Consider the following 22,895-nt stretch of genomic DNA (forward strand, 5'->3'; position numbering starts at 1 on the left):
GGCAGGGGGAGGGTCAGTAACTGAGCAGCCCGAGGTGGCTGTTGAAGATGCGCACCAGGCGCTGGTTGAGCAGCGAAGCATCGACCGATGGCAGCGGCAACTCGATCAGCTCCAGCTCTCGGCGCACCAGACTGTGCCAGCCGAGCATCGCGGCCAGGGAGCCGGGCGGGTACAGCACGGTCATCGGCACCTGCAATGGAAGGTTGCTGGTACTGAACTGCGGGCTGTCACAGCTTGAAACAAACAAGTGACGGGTCTGCCCCGGACTCGTCTCCTGCACCTGTTGGATCAGGGCCAGGGCGATGTGCGCGCCCAGTCCCTGGGCGAACATCGCGTGGGGTTGTGCAAGGTAGGGTTGGAGCTGTTCGCGCAGGGCCTGGGTCAGGCGCCCGGCCACGGGCAGCGCGGTGGACTGTTCCAGGTCGGCAATGCTTGGGACATCGACCGCGACCAGTTCGATGGGGTCGCTGAGGGTCCTTGCCCAGGTACGGTACTGGGCAAGTTGCTGCCGGGTGCTGGCCAGGCAGATCAGGCGGATCCTGGACGGCTGGTCGGGCGTGGTTTCCTGTCGCGTCTGCACGTGCACTGCCGTTCCTTGTGGCGGATCGTGTCTGCGCAGCGACGCGGTCGCTGAGGTCGGCTGCGCGGTTGAGCAGGATCAGTTGCCCGATTGCCTGTCGAGGTAGCTCCTGATGGTGCGCGCGGCATGGTTCAGGTGCTCTTCCAGAAGCCCGATGGCTCTGTCCACCAGTTTGTCGCTGGCGGCGTCGACCAGGGCGATGTGGTCGTCCTGGGTGAGCTTGCCCAGCCCCATCGAGGACAGGTGGAAGCGCAGGAAGCGTTCCTCCTCGTTGAGCTCGATCTCGATCATGCGCAGCAGTTTCTGGTTCTGCGCCTTGCTGTAGAGGGCCATGTGGAACAGACGGTTGAGCCGGCCGATCTCGGCGTGGCGGGTCTCATTTTCCAGCTGGCGGATGTATGCCCTGGCCTGGGTGATGTCGTCGGCATCGAGCAAGGGGATCGACTGACGCAACGCCTCGGTCTCGAGCAGCACGCGCAGGGCGTAGGTGTCGACGGCATCCTCGCCGATCAGTGGTGCCACAACCGCACCTTTGTGCATCACCACCTGCAGCAGCGACTGGGCCTCGAGCTGGCGCAGCGCTTCGCGCACGGGCATGCGGCTGACGCCGAACAGGGTCGCCAGCTCTTGCTGGCGCACGGCGGTGCCCGGTGGCAGGCGGCCGTCGAGGATGGCACTGCGCAGGCGCTCTTCTATGACACTGCGGGCCAGGTGCGGCGGTACCTGCTCGCTGCCCAGCACGGTGCTCAGGAGTTTGGGTTTCTCAGCCACGCGGGGTTCGCCTCGGCAACATGAAAATTGGATCCAATAACCCTAGTGAGGGAAGGGGGCGCTTGTCAAACGGATTGATCAAGCGGGTGCGCCATGGCGCACTCACGAAACGCGGCTATCGTGAAGCAAGTTGTCGGCATTGGGAAGATGGCCAAGGTCGCCAGCCCTTGTACGAAGCGGGTTTGCCGACAGTTGGCAGCACAGGCACCCGGTGCCATTGTCTTTTGCCGCGCCAGCCCGCACCATCGCTGCTTTCGACTGATCTGAACGGGTGTCCGCAGTGGCGATACCTTGGCCTCTCAATGCGACCGCACGCCGGCTCGGCCTTGCCGTGCTGCTCGGCTGCCTGTGGCTGGGCGCTACCCAGGCGGATTGGGACTTCTCGCAGATCAGCCGCCGTGCGCAGGCCCTGTATGGTCCGCTGGGGCCGGGGCAGGGGCGTATAGATGCCTGGCAGAACCTGCTGGCGACACAGAAGCAGGGCAGCGAGCTGGAGCAGTTGCAGGTAGTCAACCTGTTCTTCAACAAGCAGTTGCGCTACGTCGAGGACATCGACCTGTGGCACGAGGTCGATTACTGGGCCACGCCGGTGCAGTCGCTGATCAAGGGCGCGGGCGACTGCGAGGACTATGCCATCGCCAAGTACTTCAGCCTGCGGCGCATGGGCGTCCCGGCGGAAAAGCTGCGCATCACCTACGTCAAGGCCTTGCGCCAGAACCGTGCGCACATGGTCCTGACCTATTATTCAAGCCCACAGGCCCAGCCGCTGGTGCTCGACAGCCTGATGGACGCGATCAAGCCGGCCAGCCAGCGTACCGACCTGCTGCCGGTGTATGCCTTCAACGGTGAAGGCCTGTGGCTGACCGGCGCTGGCGGCAACAAGAAGGTCGGTGACACCAAGCGCCTGTCGCGGTGGCAGGACTTGCTGAAGAAAATGCAGGCCGAAGGGTTCCCGGCCGAACCGGTTTACTGAAGGAGCACAGATGTCACTGTTCAAACAATTGCTGCTAGCCATTTGCCTGTTCCTGGTGGTCGCCTTCAGTGGCAGCTTCATGGTCAGCCTGGAGAGCTCGCGCAGCCAGTATGTCAACCAGCTGCGCTCCCATGCCCAGGATGCGGCGACCGCGCTGGCGCTGTCGCTGACGCCGAACATCGATGACCCGGCGATGGTCGAGCTGATGGTCAGCTCGATTTTCGACAGTGGCTACTATTCGAGCATCAAGGTCATCGACCTGGATTCCAATGCCGTGCTGGTCGAGCGCCATGCCGAGCCCGATGCGGGAAGCGTGCCGGGCTGGTTCATCCAGCTGATCGGCCTGGACCCGGCCGGTGGCGACGCCATTGTCAGCCGTGGCTGGCAGCAGGCGGCGCGGGTCGAGGTGATCAGCCATCCGATGTTCGCCCTGGCCAAGCTCTGGCAGAGCGCCCTGGGCAGCCTGGGCTGGCTGCTGCTGTGCGGCGCGGCGAGTGCGGTGCTCGGGGCGCTGCTGCTGCGTCGCCAACTGCGGCCGCTTGACTATATGGTGGCGCAGTCCCACGCCATTGCTCGCCGTGAGTTCCTCAGCCTGCCGGAGTTGCCGCGTACGCCCGAGCTGCGCCGGGTGGTGCAGGCGATGAACCAGATGGTCGAGAAGCTCAAGGCGCTGTTCACCGAACAGGCCGAGCGCAGCGAGAAGCTGCGGGCCGAGTCGTACCAGGACAGCCTCACCGGGCTGGCCAACCGGCGTTACTTCGAAATGCAGCTCAATGCCCGGGTCAGCAACCTGGAGGAAGCCCGTGCCGGCTACCTGCTGTTGCTGCGGGTCCAGGACCTGGCGGGCCTGAACGCGCGCCTGGGGGGCCAGCGCACCGATCAGTTGCTGCAGGCGGTGGGCGAGCAGTTGCGCCGCACCTGCGCGAACTTCCCCGAGACCAACGACCTGATCACCCGCAGTCGTGGCGGCGAGTTCGCGGTGCTGGCGCCGGGCATGGTGCATGAGGAGGCGATCCAGTTGGCTCAAGCCCTGGAGACCACCTTGCAGAGCCTGCACGAGACCGGCGCCAGCGATGTCGACCCGGTGGCCTGCATTGGCCTGGCGCCTTACAGCCCCGGGGATGCCCCGCAAGCGCTGCTCAAGCTCGCCGACGAGGCCCTGGCCCGCGCCGAGAGCCAGCCCGCGCCGGGCTGGGTGTGCCTGGAACAGGGCGCAGCGGGCCAGGCCGCCGACAGCCACCACGCCTGGCACACGCGCCTGGACCAGGCGTTGGACAAAGGGCAGTTCGAGCTGTTCTTCCAGCCCGTCGTGGATGCCAGGGCGCCGGAGCGGGTGCTGCACTACAAGGTCATCTCGCGCCTGCACGACGAGCAGGGTGAAGCCCTGGCGGCCGGCCGCTTCCTGCCGTGGCTGGAGCGCTTCGGCTGGATGGCGCGGCTGGACCTGCTGGTGCTGGAGAAAGTGCTCAGGCACTTGCAGGGACATGGCGAGGCGCTCGCGCTGAACCTGTCGGCCGCGACCCTGGCCGATCCCAAGGCGCTGCAGCGAGTCTACGAGCTGCTGGGGCAGCATGGCGCGCTGGGGCGGCGGCTGACCTTCGAGATCGGCGAAGAGCAGTTGCCCGAGCAATCGGTGCTGGAGCAACTGACCCGACGCCTGCGCGCCCTGGGCTTCAGCCTGGCGCTGCAACGCTTCGGCGGGCGCTTCAGCATGATCGGCAACCTCGCCCACCTGGGCCTGGCCTACCTGAAGATCGACGGTGGCTATATCCGCAGCATCGACCAGGAGCGGCACAAGCGCCTGTTCATCGAGGCCATCCAGCGCGCGGCGCACAGCATCGACCTGCCGTTGATCGCCGAGCGGGTAGAGACCGAAGGGGAGCTGAAGGTACTACGGGAGATGGGCGTGCAGGGGATTCAGGGGCAACTGGTAGGTGGGCCGGCACCCTGGCGCTGAGTGGCACACTGTGGGAGATTACCCAGCCCTTCGGGTAGCACGCGAGCCCTGTGGGAGCGGGTTTATCGGACCGCCGCACCGCCGCGAACACCGGCAGAGCCGGTGCCAGGCACCGCGTTGGATTCTTCGCGGCTAAAGCCGCTCCCACAGTGATAACAGTTCCCTGCGCGACAGCGTCGTAGCCCGAAAGGCTGGCCTATCTCCTACAGGAGCAAGCAAGGGCCGCGTGATCAGATCAATCCGCCGTCCTCGTCTTCCTCGATCAGGTTGTTCAGGCCGCCTAGCGCCTCACGTGCACTGGCGCGACTGAGCAGCTTGGCCTGGGCACCGGGCGGCAGGTCGGTGATGCTGAACACGCCCTTGGCGGTCAGTACCTCGATCAGGTCCTCCAGTACCCGGATCATGTCCAGGTCGCTCTGCTTGAGCTGCTTGAGGCTGTTCTCGACAACGTTGTCGGCGAACCATTCCTGGATCTCGGCATTGTCTGCCGGGACCATGTCGTTAAAACCACCGAATTCGGCGGCTTCAACCCGCAGCAAACGGCCGTCAGCGTCGCGTTGCACGTAGAACATGGCGGCGTCCCTCGTCACGATGAATCCTTTTTGGTAGTCAGCAGCATAGGCAAAGTTCACCGGGCATGTAAGCCCGGTGCACGAGTATGCGCGTGAAGGGATGGCTGGAAAAGCCCGCGCCCCCAACGGCGGCCCTTGCGGGCCGCCGTAGAGAGGCAGGGATCAGCTGTTGGAGTTGTCGATCTTGATGGTCGGGTCGGCACCGCTGATCAACGAGTTGATCGTGGTGTTGGACCAGTTCACGCCCTCGAGCTTGATGGTCACGTCGGCGTTGGCCAGGCCACCGGCGGCGTTGAGCTTGCCTTCGGTGCTGACCTGCAGGGTCGACTCGCCATTGACCGTGGTGATCTTCAGGAAGTTGTCGATGGTGCTGGCCTTCTCGCCCTGGAGCAGGTCGCTCAGGTCGAGGCGGTCGCCCTCGCTGGCCTTGAAGTCCTTGATCACGTCCTTGCCCAGGTCGCCGGACTTCCACACGAAGGTGTCGGCACCGCTGCCACCGGTCATGATGTCGTCACCCTTGCCGCCGATGAGGATGTCATTGCCGGCACCGCCGAACAGGATGTCGTTGCCTTCGCCGCCGAGCAGGGTGTCGTTGCCGGTGCCACCGAGCAGGATGTCATTGCCCTTGCCGCCGTCGATGTAGTCGTTGCCACCCTGGCCGAAGATGATGTCGTTGCCGTTGCCGCCCAGCAGGGTGTCGGCGCCGTCGTTGCTGCGCGAGACATCGAACTCGGCGTAGTTCTCGGTGATGTACTTGTGCATCGCCCGTGCGTCCACGCTGCCCGCGTCGACGCCCAGCTTGTCGGCGACATAGCCGCGGATCGCCTCGACACCGGTGCCGGCAACACCGTCGAAGACCATCAGGTCACCGAAGATGATGTCGTTGCCGTCGCCGCCGTTGACCGTGTCATTGCCCGGCTGGGTGACTTCGGTATGGCCGAGGATGGCTTCGGCCAGCTTGCTCGGGTCGATGTTGGTCTGCGGCTTGCCGTCGGTGTCGTATGGTTTCAGGTCGTTGGTGTTGACGCCGTTGTTGAGGCCGATGGCCTCGACCTGGGACAGGCCCGAGAGCAGCTTGAAGCTGTCCTGCGAGTTGCTCGTGGTGGTGCTGTTGGTGTCGTAGCCCAGGCCGCCCCGCGAAGACAGCTCGTAGGTGCCGTTACCTTCGGCATGCAGTTCGCCCGATACGCCGTATTTCCAGCCGTTGCGGTAGTACTGCACCTGCAGGTTGCCGGCGTTGTCGATGCTGACGTAGTTGGTGTTGCTGCTGTCGATGTAGCCGTTGTAGGCCATGCCCGGCTTGTAGTTGATCGAAGCCAGGAAGGTGTCCAGGGTGATGCCCGAGGTCCCCAGGGTCGGGTTGGGGTTCTCGTTGGCCTGGTAGTAGGTCGGCTTGCCGTCGGTGATGAAGAACGTCTGGTTGCTGCCAGTGTTGCCACCATTCTGGAGGTTCTGGAACCAGTTGGCGGTGGTCTTGAAGGCGTCCTCGTAGTTGGTGCCGCCGTCCGCCCGCAGGTTGTTCAGGGCGTTGAGCAACTGCTGCAGGCCGGCATCGTTCAGGGTTACCGCAACGCTGCTCTTGACCTGGGTGGCGAAGTCCACCAGGAGGATGTTCACGGTGCCCGACTGGTCGCCCTTGACGCTGGCGGCCAGGGTCTTGAACACCGACTCCAGGGATTTCTTCGCCGCATCCACGCCGGACGAGCCCATGCTGCCCGAGGTGTCGACGATGAAGGCGAGGTTGTAGTCCTGGCCCGGCACCACGTGCAGGCCGGTGACGTCGGCCACCACCACATCGTTGCCGTCGGTGCCGGTGATGTTGTCGCTGTCCGAGGACAGGTTGCTGGTGGTGTAGGACTGCGGGTAGACCGTGACCTTGATGGTGCCTTCGCTGGTCGCGGTGCTGCCGCCGACGCTCTCGGTGGAGGTCGAGCTGACCTTCACGTCGAACTGGCCGGCATAGTAGGCCGGTGGCTTGATGGTCAGGCTGCCCAGGTTCCAGCCGGTGACGTCCACCGCGTCCTTGCCGACGGTGATGGTGTGGCCGGCATTGTCGGCCAGCACCGAGCCTGCCGGAATGCCGCTGAGCTTGACGCTCAGGGCCTCGGAGCCGTCGGTGTCGGTGAGGTTGGTGCTGATGCCCACCAGCTTGACCGGGGCGCCGTTCTCGCTGCCTTCGTTGAGCTTGTAGCCGTCGTAGTAGCCCTGGTTGTTGCTGCCGTGCAGGTCGCCGACGGTCACGCCGGCGTTGGTCAGGTCCTTGACGCTCGGGTACATCGGGATGTTCGAGCTGTTCAGGTCGGTGACCGCGCCGTTGCCCACCTTGATGTTGACGTCCAGGCTGCCGGGGCCGGCCTGGTTGGCGTTGTAGATCTCCAGGGTGTAGTAGCCGCTGGTGGTCGGGGTGAAGCTGCCGGAGATGGCGCCGCTGCCCGAGCCCCAGGTACCGCTGGCGACGTTCTTGCCACCGACGACGATCTGCAGGCTGTCGTCGGCGGTGCCGCTGAACGCATAGGTCTTGCCGGCTTCGAGGTAGATCAGGCCGGAGGTCTTCGAGCCTGTGCCAGGCGACACGGTGGCGACCGTGTCGACACCGGTGACGGTCTCGCTCTTGCTGGCATTGCCGGAGTTGGCGAAGACGTTCTTCAGCGCATCGCCGGTGATGCCGTTGCCGTTGCTCCCCAGGCCGGTGAGGCTGTTCCAGGTTTCCTTGAGCAGGCCGATGGAGTTGACGTTGTTGTTGCCGATGTTCAGGTCAGGCTTGTCGGCCACTGGCGCGATATCGACCTTCATGGTCACTTCGCCGCCGGCGTTGGTGCCGTCGTTGGGCTTGTACTTGATCTGCGCGTAGTCGGCCTGCTTGTTGCCCACGCCGCTGCCGCCATAGCCGTCGACGCCCGACTGGTTGGCCAGCGGCACGAACTTGAGCTTGCCGGCGGCGATGTCGGCCTGGCTGATGTTCTGGTTCAGCGACACATCGACCCACGAGGTGCCGTTGAAGAACTTCAGGCTGCCCAGGTCCGGCAGCTTGCTGATGGTCACCGACAGGCCGCTGTTGCCATCGGCGTCGCTGACGTTGAAGTCGCCCCACTTGAACACGTAGTCGGTGTCTTCGCTGCCGGTCACGGCGCCACCGGTCGACACCGGCGCGTGGTCGTTGTCGATGATGGTGGTGGTGACGCTGGACTTGCTGGCGTCGACTTGCAGGTTCTCGAAGCCGCCGCCTGTGGCGCCGCTGATCTTGACCGTGAAGTTCTCCGAACCCTCGACCAGCTTGTCGTCGATGGTCTTGATGTCGAAGGTGGTGCCGCTGCTGCCCGCCGGGATCTTCACGGTGACCACACCGGTAAAGTCCTGGCCGTCGGTGGCGGTGCCGCTGTAGGTCAGGGTGATGGTCACCTCGGACTTCGACGGGTTGCTCAGGGTCAGGTTGTAGTGGGCGGTATCGCCTTCGGTCACCGAGGTGTCGCCGCTGATGCCGACGGTGGTCAGGTCGCCCTGGCCGCTCGGCTCGTCGGTGACGCTGGTGGTGACGGTATTGCTGCCCAGGGTCAGTTTCTCGAAGTTGTCGCCACCGACGACCGTTTCGATCTTGTTGACGATGTTCGGCTGGCCACCGAGGTACGGGTCGTCCTTGGCGGTGATGGTGAAGGTGCCGCTGGCGCTGCCGGCCGGGATGCTGACCTTGGTGCCATCGGTCAGGGTGAAGGTCAGGCCGTTGTGGCCGGTGACCGACAGGCCCTGGGCGTTGGTCAGGGTCACGGTGTAGGTGACCTGGCCGCCTTCGCTGACGGTGGTCTTGTCGGCGGACAGGGTGGCGACCACTTCACTGATGGTATCGCTGATCTGCACGGTGGCGTTGCCACCCAGCTCGAGGTTCTCGAAGGTCTTGCCGGTGACCGCGGCATCGGTGATGCCGACGGTCAGCGAGCTGCCATCCTTGAACACGTCGTCGCCTTGGGCGGCGGCCTTGTACTCGACCTGGGTCTGGCCAGCCGGAATGATTACCTTGGCACCGTTGCTCAGGGTCACGGTCAGGTCCTGATCGAGCTTCTGGCTGACCTTGACGGTGAACGATGGCTGCTGGTCTTCGGTGACGTTGCCGTTGCCGACAATGGTGACCGAGACCTTGTCGCCCTGGTTGCCGGTACCCGGGGTGCCCGAACCTGGCTCGTCGGTGACGGTAGTCTTCACTTCGTTCTGGCCCAGGGTCAGTTTTTCGAAGTTGTCGCCGCCGGTGACGCCGGTGATCTTGTTGCTGATGGTCGGCTGGCCACCGACGAACACGTCGTCCGCAGCGGTGATGGTGAAGGTGCCGCTGGCGCTGCCGGCCGGGATGGTGACCTTGGTGCCGTCGGTCAGGGTGAAGGTCAGGCCGTTGTGGCCGGTGACCGACAGGCCCTGAGCGTTGGTCAGAGTCACGGTGTAGGTGATCTGGCCGCCCTCGGAAACGGTGGTCTTGTCGGCGGACAAGGTGGCCACGACTTCGCTGATGGTGTCGGTGATCTGCACGGTGGCATTGCCACCGAGTTCCAGGTTCTCGAAGGTCTTGCCGGTGACTGTGGCGTCGGTGACGCCTACTGTCAGCGAGCTGCCATCCTTGAACACGTCGTCGCCCTGGGCGGCGGCCTTGTACTCGACCTGGGTCTGGCCGGCCGGGATCACCACCTTGGCGCCATTGCTCAGGGTCACGGTCAGGTCCTGGTCGAGCTTCTGGCTGACCTTGACGGTGAACGACGGCTGTTGGGCTTCGTTGACATCGCCATTGCCGACGATGGTGACCGAGACCTTGTCGCCCTGGTTGCCGGTACCTGGGGTACCCGAACCCGGTTCGTCGGTCACCGTGGTGGTCAGCGTGTTGTTGCCGAGAGTCAGCTTCTCGAAGTTGCCGCCACCGGTGACGGACTCGATCTTGTTGACGATGCTCGGCTGGCCGCCGACGAACACGTCGTCCTTGGCGGTGATGGTCACGGTACCGGTGGCGCTGCCCGCCGGGATGGTGACCTTGGTGCCGTCGGTGAGGGTGAAGGTCAGGCCGTTGTGGCCGGTGACCGACAGGCCCTGGGCGTTGGTCAGGGTCACGGTGTAGGTGAACTGGCCACCCTCGGCAACCGTGGTCTTGTCAGCGGACAGGGTCGCGACCACTTCGCTGATGGTGTCGGTGATCTGCACGGTGGCCGAACCGCCGAGCTCGAGATTCTCGAAGGTCTTGCCGACCACGCTGGCATCGGTGATGCCGACGGTGAGCGGGCCGCCGTCCTTGAACACGTCGTCGCCCTGGACCGGCGCCTTGTACTCGACCTGGGTCTGGCCGGCCGGGATCACCACCTTGGCGCCATTGCTAAGGGTCACGGTGAGGTCCTGATCGAGCTTCTGGCTGACCTTGACGGTGAACGACGGTTGCTGGGCTTCGTTGACATCGCCGTTGCCGACGATAGTGACCGAGACCTTGTCGCCCTGGTTGCCGGTGCCCGGGGTGCCCGAGCCCGGCTCGTCGGTGACCGAGGTCTTCACTTCGTTCTGACCCAGGGTCAGTTTCTCGAAGTTGTCGGCACCGCTGACGCCGGTGATCTTGTTGCTGATGGTGGCCTGGCCGCCGACGAACACGTCGTCCGGCGCGTTGATGATGGCGGTGCCAGTGGCGCTGCCGGCTGGGATGGTGACCTTGGTGCCGTCGGACAGGGTGAAGGTCAGGCCGTTATGACCGGTGACCGACAGGCCCTGGGCGTTGGTCAGGGTCACGGTGTAGGTGACCTGGCCACCTTCAGTGACGGTGGTCTTGTCGGCGGACAAGGTGGCCACGACTTCACTGATGGTGTCGGTGATCTGCACGGTGGCGTTGCCGCCCAGTTCCAGATTCTCGAAGGTCTTGCCGGTGACCGTGGCATCGGTGATGCCGACGGTCAGCGAGCTGCCGTCCTTGAACACATCATCGCCTTGGGCGGCGGCCTTGTATTCGACCTGGGTCTGGCCAGCCGGAATGATTACCTTGGCACCGTTGCTCAGGGTCACGGTCAGGTCCTGGTCGAGCTTCTGGCTGACCTTGACGGTGAACGACGGCTGCTGGGCCTCGTTGACATCGCCATTGCCGACGATGGTGACCGAGACCTTGTCGCCCTGGTTGCCGGTACCCGGGGTGCCCGAACCTGGCTCGTCGGTGACGGTGGTCTTCACTTCGTTCTGACCCAGGGTCAGTTTCTCGAAGTTATCCGCACCGGTGACGCCGGTGATCTTGTTGCTGATGGTCGGCTGACCACCGACGAATACGTCGTCTGGCGCATTGATGGTGAAGGTGCCGCTGGCGCTGCCGGCCGGGATGGTGACCTTGGTGCCGTCGGTGAGGGTGAAGGTCAGGCCGTTGTGGCCGGTGACCGACAGGCCCTGGGCGTTGGTCAGGGTCACGGTGTAGGTGATCTGGCCGCCCTCGGAAACGGTGGTCTTGTCGGCGGACAAGGTGGCCACGACTTCACTGATGGTGTCGGTGATCTGCACGGTGGCGTTGCCACCCAGTTCCAGGTTCTCGAAGGTATGGCCCGGAACCGTGGCATCGGTGATACCGACGGTCAGCGAGCTGCCGTCCTTGAACACGTCGTCGCCCTGTGCGGCGGCCTTGTACTCGGTCTGGGTCTGACCTGCCGGGATCACCACCTTGTCGCCGTTGGACAGGGTGACGGTCAGGTCGTAGCCAAGCTTCTGGCTGACCTTGACGGTGAACGACGGCTGCTGGGCCTCGTTGACATCGCCGTTGCCGACGATGGTGACGGACACCTTGTCGCCCTGGTTGTCGGTGCCTGGAGTACCGGTGCCCGGCTCGTCGGTCACGGAGGTTTGCACTTCGTTCTGACCCAGGGTCAGTTTCTCGAAGTTGTCGGCACCGGTGACGCCGGTGATCTTGTTGCTGATGGTGGCCTGGCCGCCAACGAAGACGTCGTCAGGCGCCGTGATGATGGCGGTACCGCTGGCGCTGCCGGCCGGGATGCTGACCTTGGTGCCGTCGCTGAGGGTAAAGGTCAGGCCGTTGTGGCCGGTGACCGACAGGCCCTGGGCGTTGGTCAGGGTCACGGTGTAGGTGATCTGGCCGCCCTCGGACACGGTGGTCTTGTCGGCGGACAAGGTGGCCACGACTTCGCTGATGGTGTCGGTGATCTGCACGGTGGCGTTGCCGCCCAGTTCCAGATTCTCGAAGGTCTTGCCGGTGACCGCGGCGTCGGTGATGCCGACGGTCAGCGAGCTGCCATCCTTGAATACATCGTCGCCCTGGGCCGCGGCCTTGTACTCGACCTGGGTCTGGCCGGCCGGGATCACTACCTTGGCGCCATTGCTCAGGGTCACGGTCAGGTCCTGGTCGAGCTTCTGGCTGACCTTGACGGTGAACGACGGCTGCTGGTCTTCGGTGACGTTGCCGTTGCCAACGATGGTGACCGAGACCTTGTCGCCCTGGTTGTCGGTGCCTGGCGTGCCAGTGCCTGGCTCATCGGTCACGCTCGTGGTGACGGTGTTGTCACCCAGAGTGAGCTTCTCGAAGTTGTCGGCGCCACTGACACCCTCGATCTTGTTGACGATCGAAGGTTGGCCACCGACGAATACGTCGTCTGGTGCGGTGATGGTGAAGGTACCGCTGGCGCTACCGGCCGGGATGGTGACCTTGGTGCCATCGGTCAGGGTGAAGGTCAGGCCATTGTGGCCGTTGACCGGCAGACCCTGGGCGTTGGTCAGGGTGACGGTGTAAGTGATCTGTCCGCCTTCGGACACGGTGGTCTTGTCCGCAGTCAGGGTCGCAACGACCTCGCTGATGGTGTCGGTGATCTGCACCGAGGCGTTGCCGCCCAGTTCCAGATTCTCGAAGGCCTTGCCGTCGACGGCGGCATCGGTGATGCCGACGGTCAGGGTGTCACCGTCTTTGAAGACGTCATCACCTTGGGCTTTCGCCTTGTACTCGGCCTCGGTCTGACCGGCCGGAATGACGACCTTGTCGCCGTTGGACAGGGTCACGGTCAGGTCGTGGTCCAGTTTCTGGCTGACCTTGACGGTGAAGGCCGGCTGCTGGTCTTCGGTGACATCGCCCTTGCCGACGATGGTGACGGTGACCTTGTCGCCCTGGTTGTCGGTACCTGGAGTGCCGGTGCCCGGTTCGTCAGTGATGGAGGTTTTCACTTCGTCCTGACCCAGGGTCAGTTTTTCGAAGTTGTCGGCACCAGTCACGCTTTCCAGTTTGTTGGTGATGGTCGGTTGACCACCAACGAACACATCGTCCGGTGCAGTGATGGTGAAGGTGCCGCTGGCGCTGCCGGCCGGGATGGTGACCTTGGTGCCATCGGTCAGGGTGAAGGTCAGGCCGTTATGGCCGTTGACCGGCAGACCCTGGGCGTTGGTCAGGGTGACGGTGTAGGTGATCTGGCCGCCTTCGGACACAGTGGTCTTGTCGGCAGTCAGGGTCGCAACGACCTCGCTTACTGTGTCGGTGATCTGAACGGAGGCGTTGCCACCCAGTTCCAGATTCTCGAAGGCCTTGCCGTCGACGGCGGCATCGGTGATGCCGACGGTCAGGGTGTCACCGTCTTTGAAGACGTCATCACCTTGGGCTTTCGCCTTGTACTCGGCTTCGGTCTGACCGGCTGGAATGACGACTTTGTCGCCATTCGACAGAGTCACGGTCAGGTCGTGGTCCAGTTTCTGGCTGACCTTGACGGTGAAGGCTGGCTGCTGGTCTTCGGTGACATCGCCTTTGCCAACGATGGTGACGGTGACCTTGTCGCCCTGGTTATCGGTACCCGGAGTGCCGGTGCCAGGTTCGTCAGTGACGGAGGTCTTCACTTCGTCCTGACCCAGGGTCAGTTTTTCGAAGTTGTCGGCGCCGGTGACACCTTCCAGCTTGTTGGTGATGGTCGGTTGGCCACCAACGAACACGTCATCCGGTGCGTTAATGGTGAAGGTCCCGCTGGCGCTGCCGGCTGGAATGGTGACCTTGGTGCCGTCGGTGAGGGTGAAGGTCAGGCCGTTGTGGCCGTTGACCGGCAGACCCTGGGCGTTGGTCAGCGTCACGGTGTAGGTGATCTGGCCGCCTTCGGACACCGTGGTCTTGTCGGCGCTGAGGGTCGCGACGACTTCGCTGACGGTGTCGGTGATCTGCACCGAAGCGTTGCCGCCCAGTTCCAGATTTTCGAAAGCCTTGCCATCAACGGCGGCATCGCTGATGCCGACGGTCAGGGTGTCGCCGTCCTTGAAGACGTCGTCGCCCTGGGCCTTGGCCTTGTATTCGGTTTCGGTCTGGCCGGCCGGGATCACCACCTTGTCGCCATTGGACAGAGTGACAGTCAGGTCATGGTCGAGCTTCTGGCTGACCTTGACGGTGAAGGCTGGCTGCTGGTCCTCGGTGACATCGCCTTTGCCGACGATGGTGACAGTGACCTTGTCGCCCTGGTTGTCGGTACCTGGCGTGCCAGTGCCTGGCTCGTCGGTCACGGTCGTGGTGATCGTGTTGTCGCCGAGGGTCAGCTTCTCGAAGTTGTCTGCGCCGCTGACGCTTTCGATCTTGTTGACGATCGAAGGCTGGCCGCCGACGAACACATCATCCGGTGCGGTGATGGTGAACGTGCCACTGGCGCTACCGGCCGGGATGGTGACCTTGGTGCCATCGGTCAGGGTGAAGGTCAGGCCATTGTGGCCGTTGACCGGCAGCCCTTGGGCGTTGGTCAGGGTGACGGTGTAGGTGATCTGGCCGCCTTCGGACACAGTGGTCTTGTCCGCAGTCAGGGTCGCGACCACTTCACTGACGGTGTCGGTGATCTGGACGGAGGCGTTGCCACCCAGTTCCAGATTTTCGAAGGCCTTACCGTCAACGGCGGCATCGGTGATGCCGACGGTCAGGGTGTCGCCATCTTTGAAGACGTCGTCGCCCTGGGCCTTGGCTTTGTACTCGGCTTCGGTCTGACCGGCTGGAATGACGACTTTGTCGCCGTTCGACAGGGTCACGGTCAGGTCGTGGTCGAGCTTCTGGCTGACCTTGACGGTGAAGGCTGGCTGCTGGTCTTCGGTGACATCGCCTTTGCCGACGATGGTGACGGTGACCTTGTCGCCCTGGTTGTCGGTGCCCGGAGTACCGGTGCCTGGCTCGTCGGTCACGGTCGTAGTGATCGTGTTGTCGCCGAGGGTCAGCTTCTCGAAGTTATCACCACCGGTAACCGACTCGATCTTGTTGACGATCGAAGGCTGGCCGCCGACGAACACGTCGTCAGGGGCGGTGATGGTGAAGGTGCCGCTGGCGCTGCCGGCTGGAATGGTGACCTTGGTGCCGTCGGTGAGGGTGAAGGTCAGACCGTTGTGGCCGTTGACCGGCAGGCCCTGGGCGTTGGTCAGCGTCACGGTGTAGGTGATCTGGCCACCTTCGGTGACGGTAGTCTTGTCGGCGGTGAGGGTCGCGACGACTTCGCTGACGGTATCGCTGATCTGTACGGTGGCATTGCCGCCCAGTTCCAGATTTTCGAAGGTCTTGCCATCAACGACTGCATAAGTGATGCCGACGGTCAGCGAGCTGCCATCCTTGAAGACGTCATCGCCCTGGGCATCCGCCTTGTACTCGACCTGGGTCTGGCCAGCCGGAATCACCACCTTGGCGCCATTGCTCAGGGTGACGGTCAGGTCCTGGTCCAGCTTCTGGTTGACCTTGACGGTAAAGGACGGCTGCAGGTCTTCGGTGACATCGCCGTTGCTGACGATAGTGACGGACACCTTGTTGCCGGTATCCGGATCATCAGTGACGGTGGTGGTGAGTGTTTCCTTGCCGAGCGTCAGCTTCTCGAAGTTGTCCGCGCCGCTGACACCTTCAAGCTTGTTCACGATCGAGGGCTGGCCGCCGACGAATACATCGCTCGGGGCGGTGATGGTGAAGGTACCGCTGGCGCTGCCGGCTGGAACGGTGACTTTGGTGCCGTCCGACAGGGTGAAGGTCAGGCCATTGTGGCCGGTGACCGACAGGCCCTGGGCATTGGTCAGGGTCACTGTGTAAGTGATCTGGCCACCTTCGGTGACGGTAGTCTTGTCGGCGGTCAGGGTCGCGACGACTTCGCTTACTGTGTCGGTGATCTGAACCGAGGCATTGCCACCCAGTTCCAGATTTTCGAATGCCTTACCGTCAACGGCGGCATCGGTGATGCCGACGGTCAGGGTATCGCCGTCCTTGAAGACGTCATCACCTTGGGCCTTGGCTTTATATTCGGCTTCGGTCTGGCCGGCCGGAATAACGACCTTGTCGCCATTGGACAGGGTGACCGTCAGGTCGTGGTCCAGTTTCTGGCTGACCTTGACGGTGAAGGCTGGCTGCTGGTCTTCGGTGACATCGCCTTTGCCGACGATGGTCACGGTGACCTTGTCGCCCTGGTTGTCGGTGCCTGGAGTGCCGGTGTCTGGCTCGTCGGTCACGGTCGTAGTGATCGTGTTGTCGCCGAGGGTCAGCTTCTCGAAGTTATCACCACCGGTAACCGACTCGATCTTGTTGACGATCGAAGGCTGGCCGCCGACGAACACGTCGTCAGGGGCGGTGATGGTGAAGGTGCCGCTGGCGCTGCCGGCTGGAATGGTGACCTTGGTGCCGTCGGTGAGGGTGAAGGTCAGACCGTTGTGGCCGTTGACCGGCAGACCCTGGGCGTTGGTCAGCGTCACGGTGTAGGTGATCTGGCCACCTTCGGTGACGGTAGTCTTGTCGGCGGTCAGGGTCGCGACGACTTCGCTGACGGTGTCGGTGATCTGAACCGAGGCATTGCCACCCAGCTCCAGATTCTCGAAGGCCTTGCCATCGACGGCAGCATCGGTGATGCCGACGGTCAGGGTATCGCCATCTTTGAAGACGTCGTCGCCCTGAGCCTTGGCTTTGTATTCGATTTCGGTCTGGCCGGCCGGGATCACCACCTTGTCGCCATTCGACAAGGTCACGGTCAGGTCGTGGTCCAGTTTCTGGCTGACCTTGACGGTGAAGGCTGGCTGCTGGTCTTCGGTGACATCGCCTTTGCCGACGATGGTGACGGTGACCTTGTCGCCCTGGTTGTCGGTGCCTGGAGTGCCAGTACCCGGCTCGTCAGTGACGCTCGTAGTGACCGTGTTGTCGCCGAGGGTCAGCTTCTCGAAGTTATCTCCACCGGCAACCGACTCGATCTTGTTGACGATCGAAGGCTGGCCGCCGACAAACACGTCGTCTGGAGCCGTGATGGTGAAGGTACCGCTGGCGCTGCCGGCAGGGATGGTGACCTTGGTGCCGTCGGTGAGGGTGAAGGTCAGGCCATTATGGCCGTTGACCGGCAGGCCCTGGGCATTGGTCAGGGTCACGGTGTAGGTGATCTGGCCACCTTCGGTGACGGTGGTCTTGTCAGCGGTCAGGGTCGCAACGACTTCGCTGACGGTATCGGTGATCTGCACCGAAGCGTTGCCGCCCAGTTCCAGATTTTCGAAAGCCTTGCCATCAACGGCGGCATCGGTGATGCCGACGGTCAGGGTGTCGCCGTCCTTGAAGACGTCGTCGCCCTGGGCCTTGGCCTTGTATTCGGTTTCGGTCTGGCCGGCCGGGATCACGACCTTGTCGCCATTCGACAGGGTCACGGTCAGGTCATGGTCCAGCTTCTGGCTGACCTTGACGGTGAAGGCCGGCTGCTGGTCTTCGGTGACATCGCCTTTGCCGACGATGGTGACAGTGACCTTATCGCCCTGGTTATCGGTGCCTGGCGTGCCAGTGCCTGGCTCGTCGGTCACGGTCGTGGTGATCGTGTTGTCGCCGAGGGTCAGCTTCTCGAAGTTGTCTGCGCCGCTGACGCCTTCGATCTTGTTGACGATCGAAGGCTGGCCGCCGACGAACACATCATCCGGTGCGGTGATGGTGAACGTGCCACTGGCGCTGCCTGCCGGGATGGTGACCTTGGTGCCGTCGGTGAGGGTGAAGGTCAGGCCATTGTGGCCGTTGACCGGCAGCCCTTGGGCGTTGGTCAGGGTGACGGTGTAGGTGATCTGACCGCCTTCGGACACAGTGGTCTTGTCCGCAGTCAGGGTCGCGACCACTTCACTGACGGTGTCGGTGATCTGGACGGAGGCGTTGCCACCCAGTTCCAGATTTTCGAAGGCCTTACCGTCAACGGCGGCATCGGTGATGCCGACGGTCAGGGTGTCGCCATCTTTGAAGACGTCGTCGCCCTGAGCCTTGGCTTTGTACTCGGCTTCGGTCTGACCGGCTGGAATGACGACTTTGTCGCCGTTCGACAGGGTCACGGTCAGGTCATGGTCGAGCTTCTGGCTGACCTTGACGGTGAAGGCTGGCTGCTGGTCTTCGGTGACATCGCCTTTGCCAACGATGGTGACGGTGACCTTGTCGCCCTGGTTGTCGGTGCCAGGAGTACCGGTGCCTGGCTCGTCGGTCACAGTCGTGGTGACCGAGTTGTCACCGAGAGTCAATTTCTCGAAGTTGTCACCACCGACAACCGATTCGATCTTGTTGACGATCGAAGGCTGGCCACCGACAAACACGTCGTCCGGTGCGGTGATGGTGAAGGTGCCGTTGGCACTGCCTGCCGGGATGGTGACCTTGGTGCCATCGGTCAGGGTGAAGGTCAGGCCATTGTGGCCGTTGACCGGCAGCCCTTGGGCGTTGGTCAGGGTGACGGTGTAAGTGATCTGGCCGCCTTCGGACACAGTGGTCTTGTCGGCGGTGAGGGTCGCAACGACCTCGCTGATGGTGTCGGTGATCTGCACCGAGGCATTGCCACCCAGCTCCAGATTCTCGAAGGCCTTGCCGTCGACGGCGGCATCGGTGATGCCGACGGTTAGGGTATCGCCGTCCTTGAAGACGTCATCGCCCTGGGCTTTCGCCTTGTACTCGGCTTCGGTCTGACCGGCTGGGATGACAACCTTGTCGCCGTTGGACAGCGTGACAGTCAGGTCATGGTCGAGCTTCTGGCTGACCTTGACGGTGAAGGCCGGCTGCTGGTCTTCGGTGACATCGCCTTTGCCGACGATGGTGACGGTGACCTTGTCGCCCTGGTTGTCGGTGCCTGGCGTGCCAGTGCCTGGCTCGTCAGTCACCTTTGTGGTGACCGAGTTGTCGCCGAGAGTCAGCTTCTCGAAGTTATCGCCACCGGCAACCGACTCGATCTTGTTGACGATGCTCGGCTGGCCACCGACGAATACGTCGTCCGGTGCAGTGATGGTGAAGGTACCGCTGGCGCTACCGGCCGGGATGGTGACTTTGGTGCCATCGGTCAGGGTGAAAGTCAGGCCATTGTGGCCGTTGACCGGCAGCCCTTGGGCATTGGTCAAGGTCACGGTGTAGGTGATCTGGCCACCTTCGGTGACGGTGGTCTTGTCCGCAGTCAGGGTCGCGACCACTTCACTGACGGTGTCGGTGATCTGGACGGAAGCGTTACCGCCCAGTTCCAGATTTTCAAAGGCCTTGCCATCAACGGCGGCCTCGGTGATGCCGACGGTCAGGGTATCGCCATCTTTGAAGACGTCGTCGCCCTGAGCCTTGGCTTTGTACTCGGCTTCGGTCTGACCGGCTGGGATGACAACCTTGTCGCCGTTGGACAGAGTGACAGTCAGGTCATGGTCGAGCTTCTGGCTGACCTTGACGGTGAAGGCCGGCTGCTGGTCTTCGGTGACATCGCCTTTGCCGACGATGGTGACAGTGACCTTGTCGCCCTGGTTATCGGTGCCCGGAGTACCGGTGCCTGGCTCGTCGGTCACGCTCGTGGTGACGGTGTTGTCACCCAGCGTGAGCTTCTCGAAGTTGTCGCCACCGGCAACCGATTCGATCTTGTTGACGATGCTCGGCTGGCCACCGACGAATACGTCGTCCGGTGCAGTGATGGTGAAGGTGCCGCTGGCGCTACCGGCAGGGATGGTGACCTTGGTGCCATCGGTCAGGGTGAAGGTCAGGCCATTGTGGCCGTTGGCCGGCAGGCCCTGGGCATTGGTCAGGGTCACGGTGTAGGTGATCTGGCCGCCTTCGGACACAGTGGTCTTGTCGGCGGTGAGGGTCGCGACGACTTCGCTGACGGTGTCGGTGATCTGCACCGAGGCGTTGCCGCCCAGTTCCAGATTTTCGAAGGCCTTGCCATCAACGGCGGCATCGGTGATGCCGACGGTCAGGGTGTCGCCGTCCTTGAAGACGTCATCGCCTTGGGCTTTGGCTTTATATTCGGCTTCGGTCTGGCCGGCCGGAATAACGACCTTGTCGCCATTGGACAGGGTGACAGTCAGGTCATGGTCCAGTTTCTGGCTGACCTTGACGGTGAAGGCCGGCTGCTGGTCTTCGGTGACATCGCCTTTGCTGACGATGGTGACGGTGACCTTGTCGCCCTGGTTATCGGTACCTGGGGTACCAGTACCCGGCTCATCGGTCACGGTCGTGGTAACCGAGTTGTCGCCAAGGGTCAGTTTCTCGAAGTTGTCGCCACCGGCAACCGACTCGATCTTGTTGACGATCGAAGGCTGGCCGCCGACAAACACGTCGTCTGGTGCGGTGATGGTGAAGGTACCGCTGGCGCTACCGGCCGGGATGGTGACTTTGGTGCCATCGGTCAGGGTGAAAGTCAGGCCATTGTGGCCGCTGACCGGCAGCCCTTGGGCATTGGTCAACGTCACGGTATAGGTGATCTGACCGCCTTCGGACACAGTGGTCTTGTCGGCGGTGAGGGTCGCGACCACTTCACTGACGGTGTCGGTGATCTGCACGGTGGCATCGCCACCCAGCTGCAGGTTCTCGAAGGTCTTGCCCGCCACGTTGGCGTCGGTCACGCCGAGGGTCACCGAGCTGGCGTCCTTGAACACGTCGTCACCCTGGGCCGGCAGGCTGTAGGTAGCCTCGGTCTGGCCAGCGCTGATGACCACGGTGGCGCCATTGGACAGGGTCACGGTCAGGTCATGGTCGAGCTTCTGGCTGACCGACACGGTGAAGGTCGGTTGCTCGGCCTCGGTCACGTTGCCATTGCTGGCGATGCTGACGGTCACCGTGTCGATGCTGTCGCTGATCACGGTCTGGGTCGTCGTGGTGTCGGGCTCCAGCTTCTCGAAGTTGCCGCCGGTGGCACCGGTGATGCTGGTGCTGACCGTGCTGCCGTTGACGAATACGTCGTTGGCCGGGGTCTGGAAGTCGACGCTGCCGGTGCTTTCGCCAGCCTTGACGGTGATGGTCTGGCCGTTGGACAGGGTAACGGTGACCGGAGTCTGGGCCGGGTTGGTCAGGGTCACGGTATAGGTGATCACGCCGCCTTCGGTGACGCTTGGGGTCGCGGTCAGGGTGGCGGTGGTGGTGTCGATCGAGTCGTTGATCTTCGTTTCAGCGGGTGCCGGGTTCGGCTCCAGTTTTTCGAAGTTGCCGCCCGTTGCCCCCGTGATCGTGGTGCTGACGGTGCTGCCATTGTTATAGACGTCATTGGCCGGGGTCTGGAAGTCGACACTGCCGGACGACTTGCCGGCCTCGATAGTGACGGTCTGGCCATTGGACAGGGTGACGGTGACCGGGGTCTGGGCCGGGTTGGTCAGGGTCACGGTGTAGGTGATCACACCGCCTTCGGTGACACTCGGGGTCGCGGTCAGGGTGGCGGTGGTGGTGTCGACCGAGTCGTTGATCACCGTTTCCGCTGGTGTCGGGTTCGGCTCCAGTTTCTCGAAGTTGCCGCCCGTTGCCCCCGTGATCGTGGTGCTGACGGTGCTGCCGTTGTTGTAGACGTCATTTGCCGGGGTCTGGAAGTCGACGCTGCCGGACGACTTGCCGGCCTCGATGGTGACGGTCTGGCCATTGGACAGGGTGACGGTGACCGGGGTCTGGGCCGGGTTGGTCAGGGTCACGGTGTAGGTGATCACGCCGCCTTCGGTGACGCTCGGGGTCGCGGTCAAGGTCGCCGTGGTGGTATCGACCGAGTCATTGATAACGGTCTGCGCTGGCGTCGGGTTCGGTACCAGATTCTCGAAGTTGCCGCCCGTTGCCTCCGTGATCGTGGTGCTGACGGTGCTGCCGTTGTTATAGACGTCGTTGGCCGGGGTCTGGAAGTCGACGCTGCCGGACGACTTGCCGGCTTCGATGGTGACGGTCTGGCCATTGGACAGAGTGACGGTGACCGGGGTCTGGGCCGGGTTGTTCAAGGTCACGGTGTAGGTGATCACGCCACCTTCGGTCACGCTCGGGGTCGCGGTGAGCGTGGCGGTGGTGGTGTCGATGGTGTCGGTGACCTGGGTCACCGCCGGGGTGGTGCTTGGCGTGACGATCAGGCCGTTACCGCCAGTCGTGCCGGTAATGGTCGCGGAGATCTGGCCGCCATCGATGTAGGGCGTGTCGTTGGCCGGGATGTCGACGTTGACGGTGCCGGTGGTCTGGCCGGCCGGGATCACGATGACGGCGCCGTTGGACAGGGTCACGGTCAGGTTGGTCAGCGGTGGTTGGCCGACGGTGGCGGTATAGACGATGACGCCACCCGCCTCGGTGATCGTGGGGGTGGCGCTCAGGGTCAGCCCTGTGGTGAGCGGGACGTTGGTCGTGTTGGTGCTGCCAGCATTGCCGTCCAGCCCGCCCAGCTCCTCGACCGCCAGGCCGTTGGCGAAGCCTATCGGGCCAGTGGGGAAGCCGATGCTCGGGTCGACCACCCCGGCGGTCTCCTCAAGCAGGACGAAGCTGTGTCCGCCGCCGACCGAGCCGCCGCCTGCCGCGGCCGGGCCGGCTGCGGTGGCTTCCAGCTCGGTGGTCGGGTCGACACCGGCGGCGATGGCCTGTTGCAGTTCTTCGACCGAGGGCGCTGCCTGGGCGGTGGCCTGGCTCAGGTCGGTGCTGCTGTCGGGCGCGTCGGCGCTCCACTGGGTGTCGCGGCCCAGGTCGAGCACACGGCCGTCGGCCAGCTCCAGGGTGACCGCGCCGCCCGCGCCGGTGTCTACCTGTTCACCTGCCAGCAGGCGATCGCCTTCGATCAGTACGCGCCGGATGCCTTCTGGGGAAACTGCGATGACTTGGCCAACAATGCTTTTGACGATGGCGACAACAGTGCTCATTGGACTCTCCGGGCTACCTGTTCAGTT

Annotated in this window: 6 protein-coding genes; 2 read left to right on the plus strand and 4 right to left on the minus strand. The window is 63.5% G+C overall.

Annotation, left to right across the window (positions count from 1 at the left end; genetic code table 11):
- Nucleotides 1-13 precede the first annotated feature (13 nt).
- Nucleotides 14-580 (minus strand): hypothetical protein, encoded by a 567-nt coding sequence (locus tag ACZ899_RS20195; RefSeq protein WP_203649463.1) that lies wholly within the window; start codon nt 578-580, stop codon nt 14-16.
- Nucleotides 581-658: 78 nt separating this feature from the next.
- The gene (locus ACZ899_RS20200; protein WP_234562883.1) at nt 659-1,351 is read right to left on the minus strand and encodes a GntR family transcriptional regulator; all 693 of its coding nucleotides are present in this window, start codon (nt 1,349-1,351) and stop codon (nt 659-661) included.
- A gap of 271 nt (nt 1,352-1,622) precedes the next feature.
- Here ACZ899_RS20200 and lapG point away from each other — a divergent pair, with 271 nt between their 5' ends.
- Nucleotides 1,623-2,324 carry a cysteine protease LapG gene (lapG, locus tag ACZ899_RS20205; protein ID WP_203649467.1) on the plus strand — a complete coding sequence of 234 codons (702 nt, stop codon included), beginning with the start codon at nt 1,623-1,625 and terminating at the stop codon, nt 2,322-2,324.
- A gap of 10 nt (nt 2,325-2,334) precedes the next feature.
- Nucleotides 2,335-4,281, plus strand: coding sequence for a cyclic di-GMP receptor LapD (lapD, locus tag ACZ899_RS20210; RefSeq protein ID WP_234562882.1), 1,947 nt, complete (start codon nt 2,335-2,337; stop codon nt 4,279-4,281).
- 230 nt (nt 4,282-4,511) lie between these two features.
- On the opposite strand, the gene ACZ899_RS20215 is transcribed toward lapD, so the two are convergent.
- Together ACZ899_RS20215 and ACZ899_RS20220 are read right to left on the minus strand one after the other, a co-directional pair.
- Complete coding sequence (locus ACZ899_RS20215; RefSeq protein WP_203652574.1) at nt 4,512-4,853, minus strand: tryptophan synthase subunit beta; 342 nt, start codon at nt 4,851-4,853, stop codon at nt 4,512-4,514.
- A 162-nt stretch (nt 4,854-5,015) separates the two neighbouring features.
- The gene (locus ACZ899_RS20220; protein WP_485627709.1) at nt 5,016-22,868 is read right to left on the minus strand and encodes an immunoglobulin-like domain-containing protein; all 17,853 of its coding nucleotides are present in this window, start codon (nt 22,866-22,868) and stop codon (nt 5,016-5,018) included.
- Nucleotides 22,869-22,895 lie beyond the last annotated feature (27 nt).

This window comes from Pseudomonas sp. TE31087, assembly GCF_057284075.1.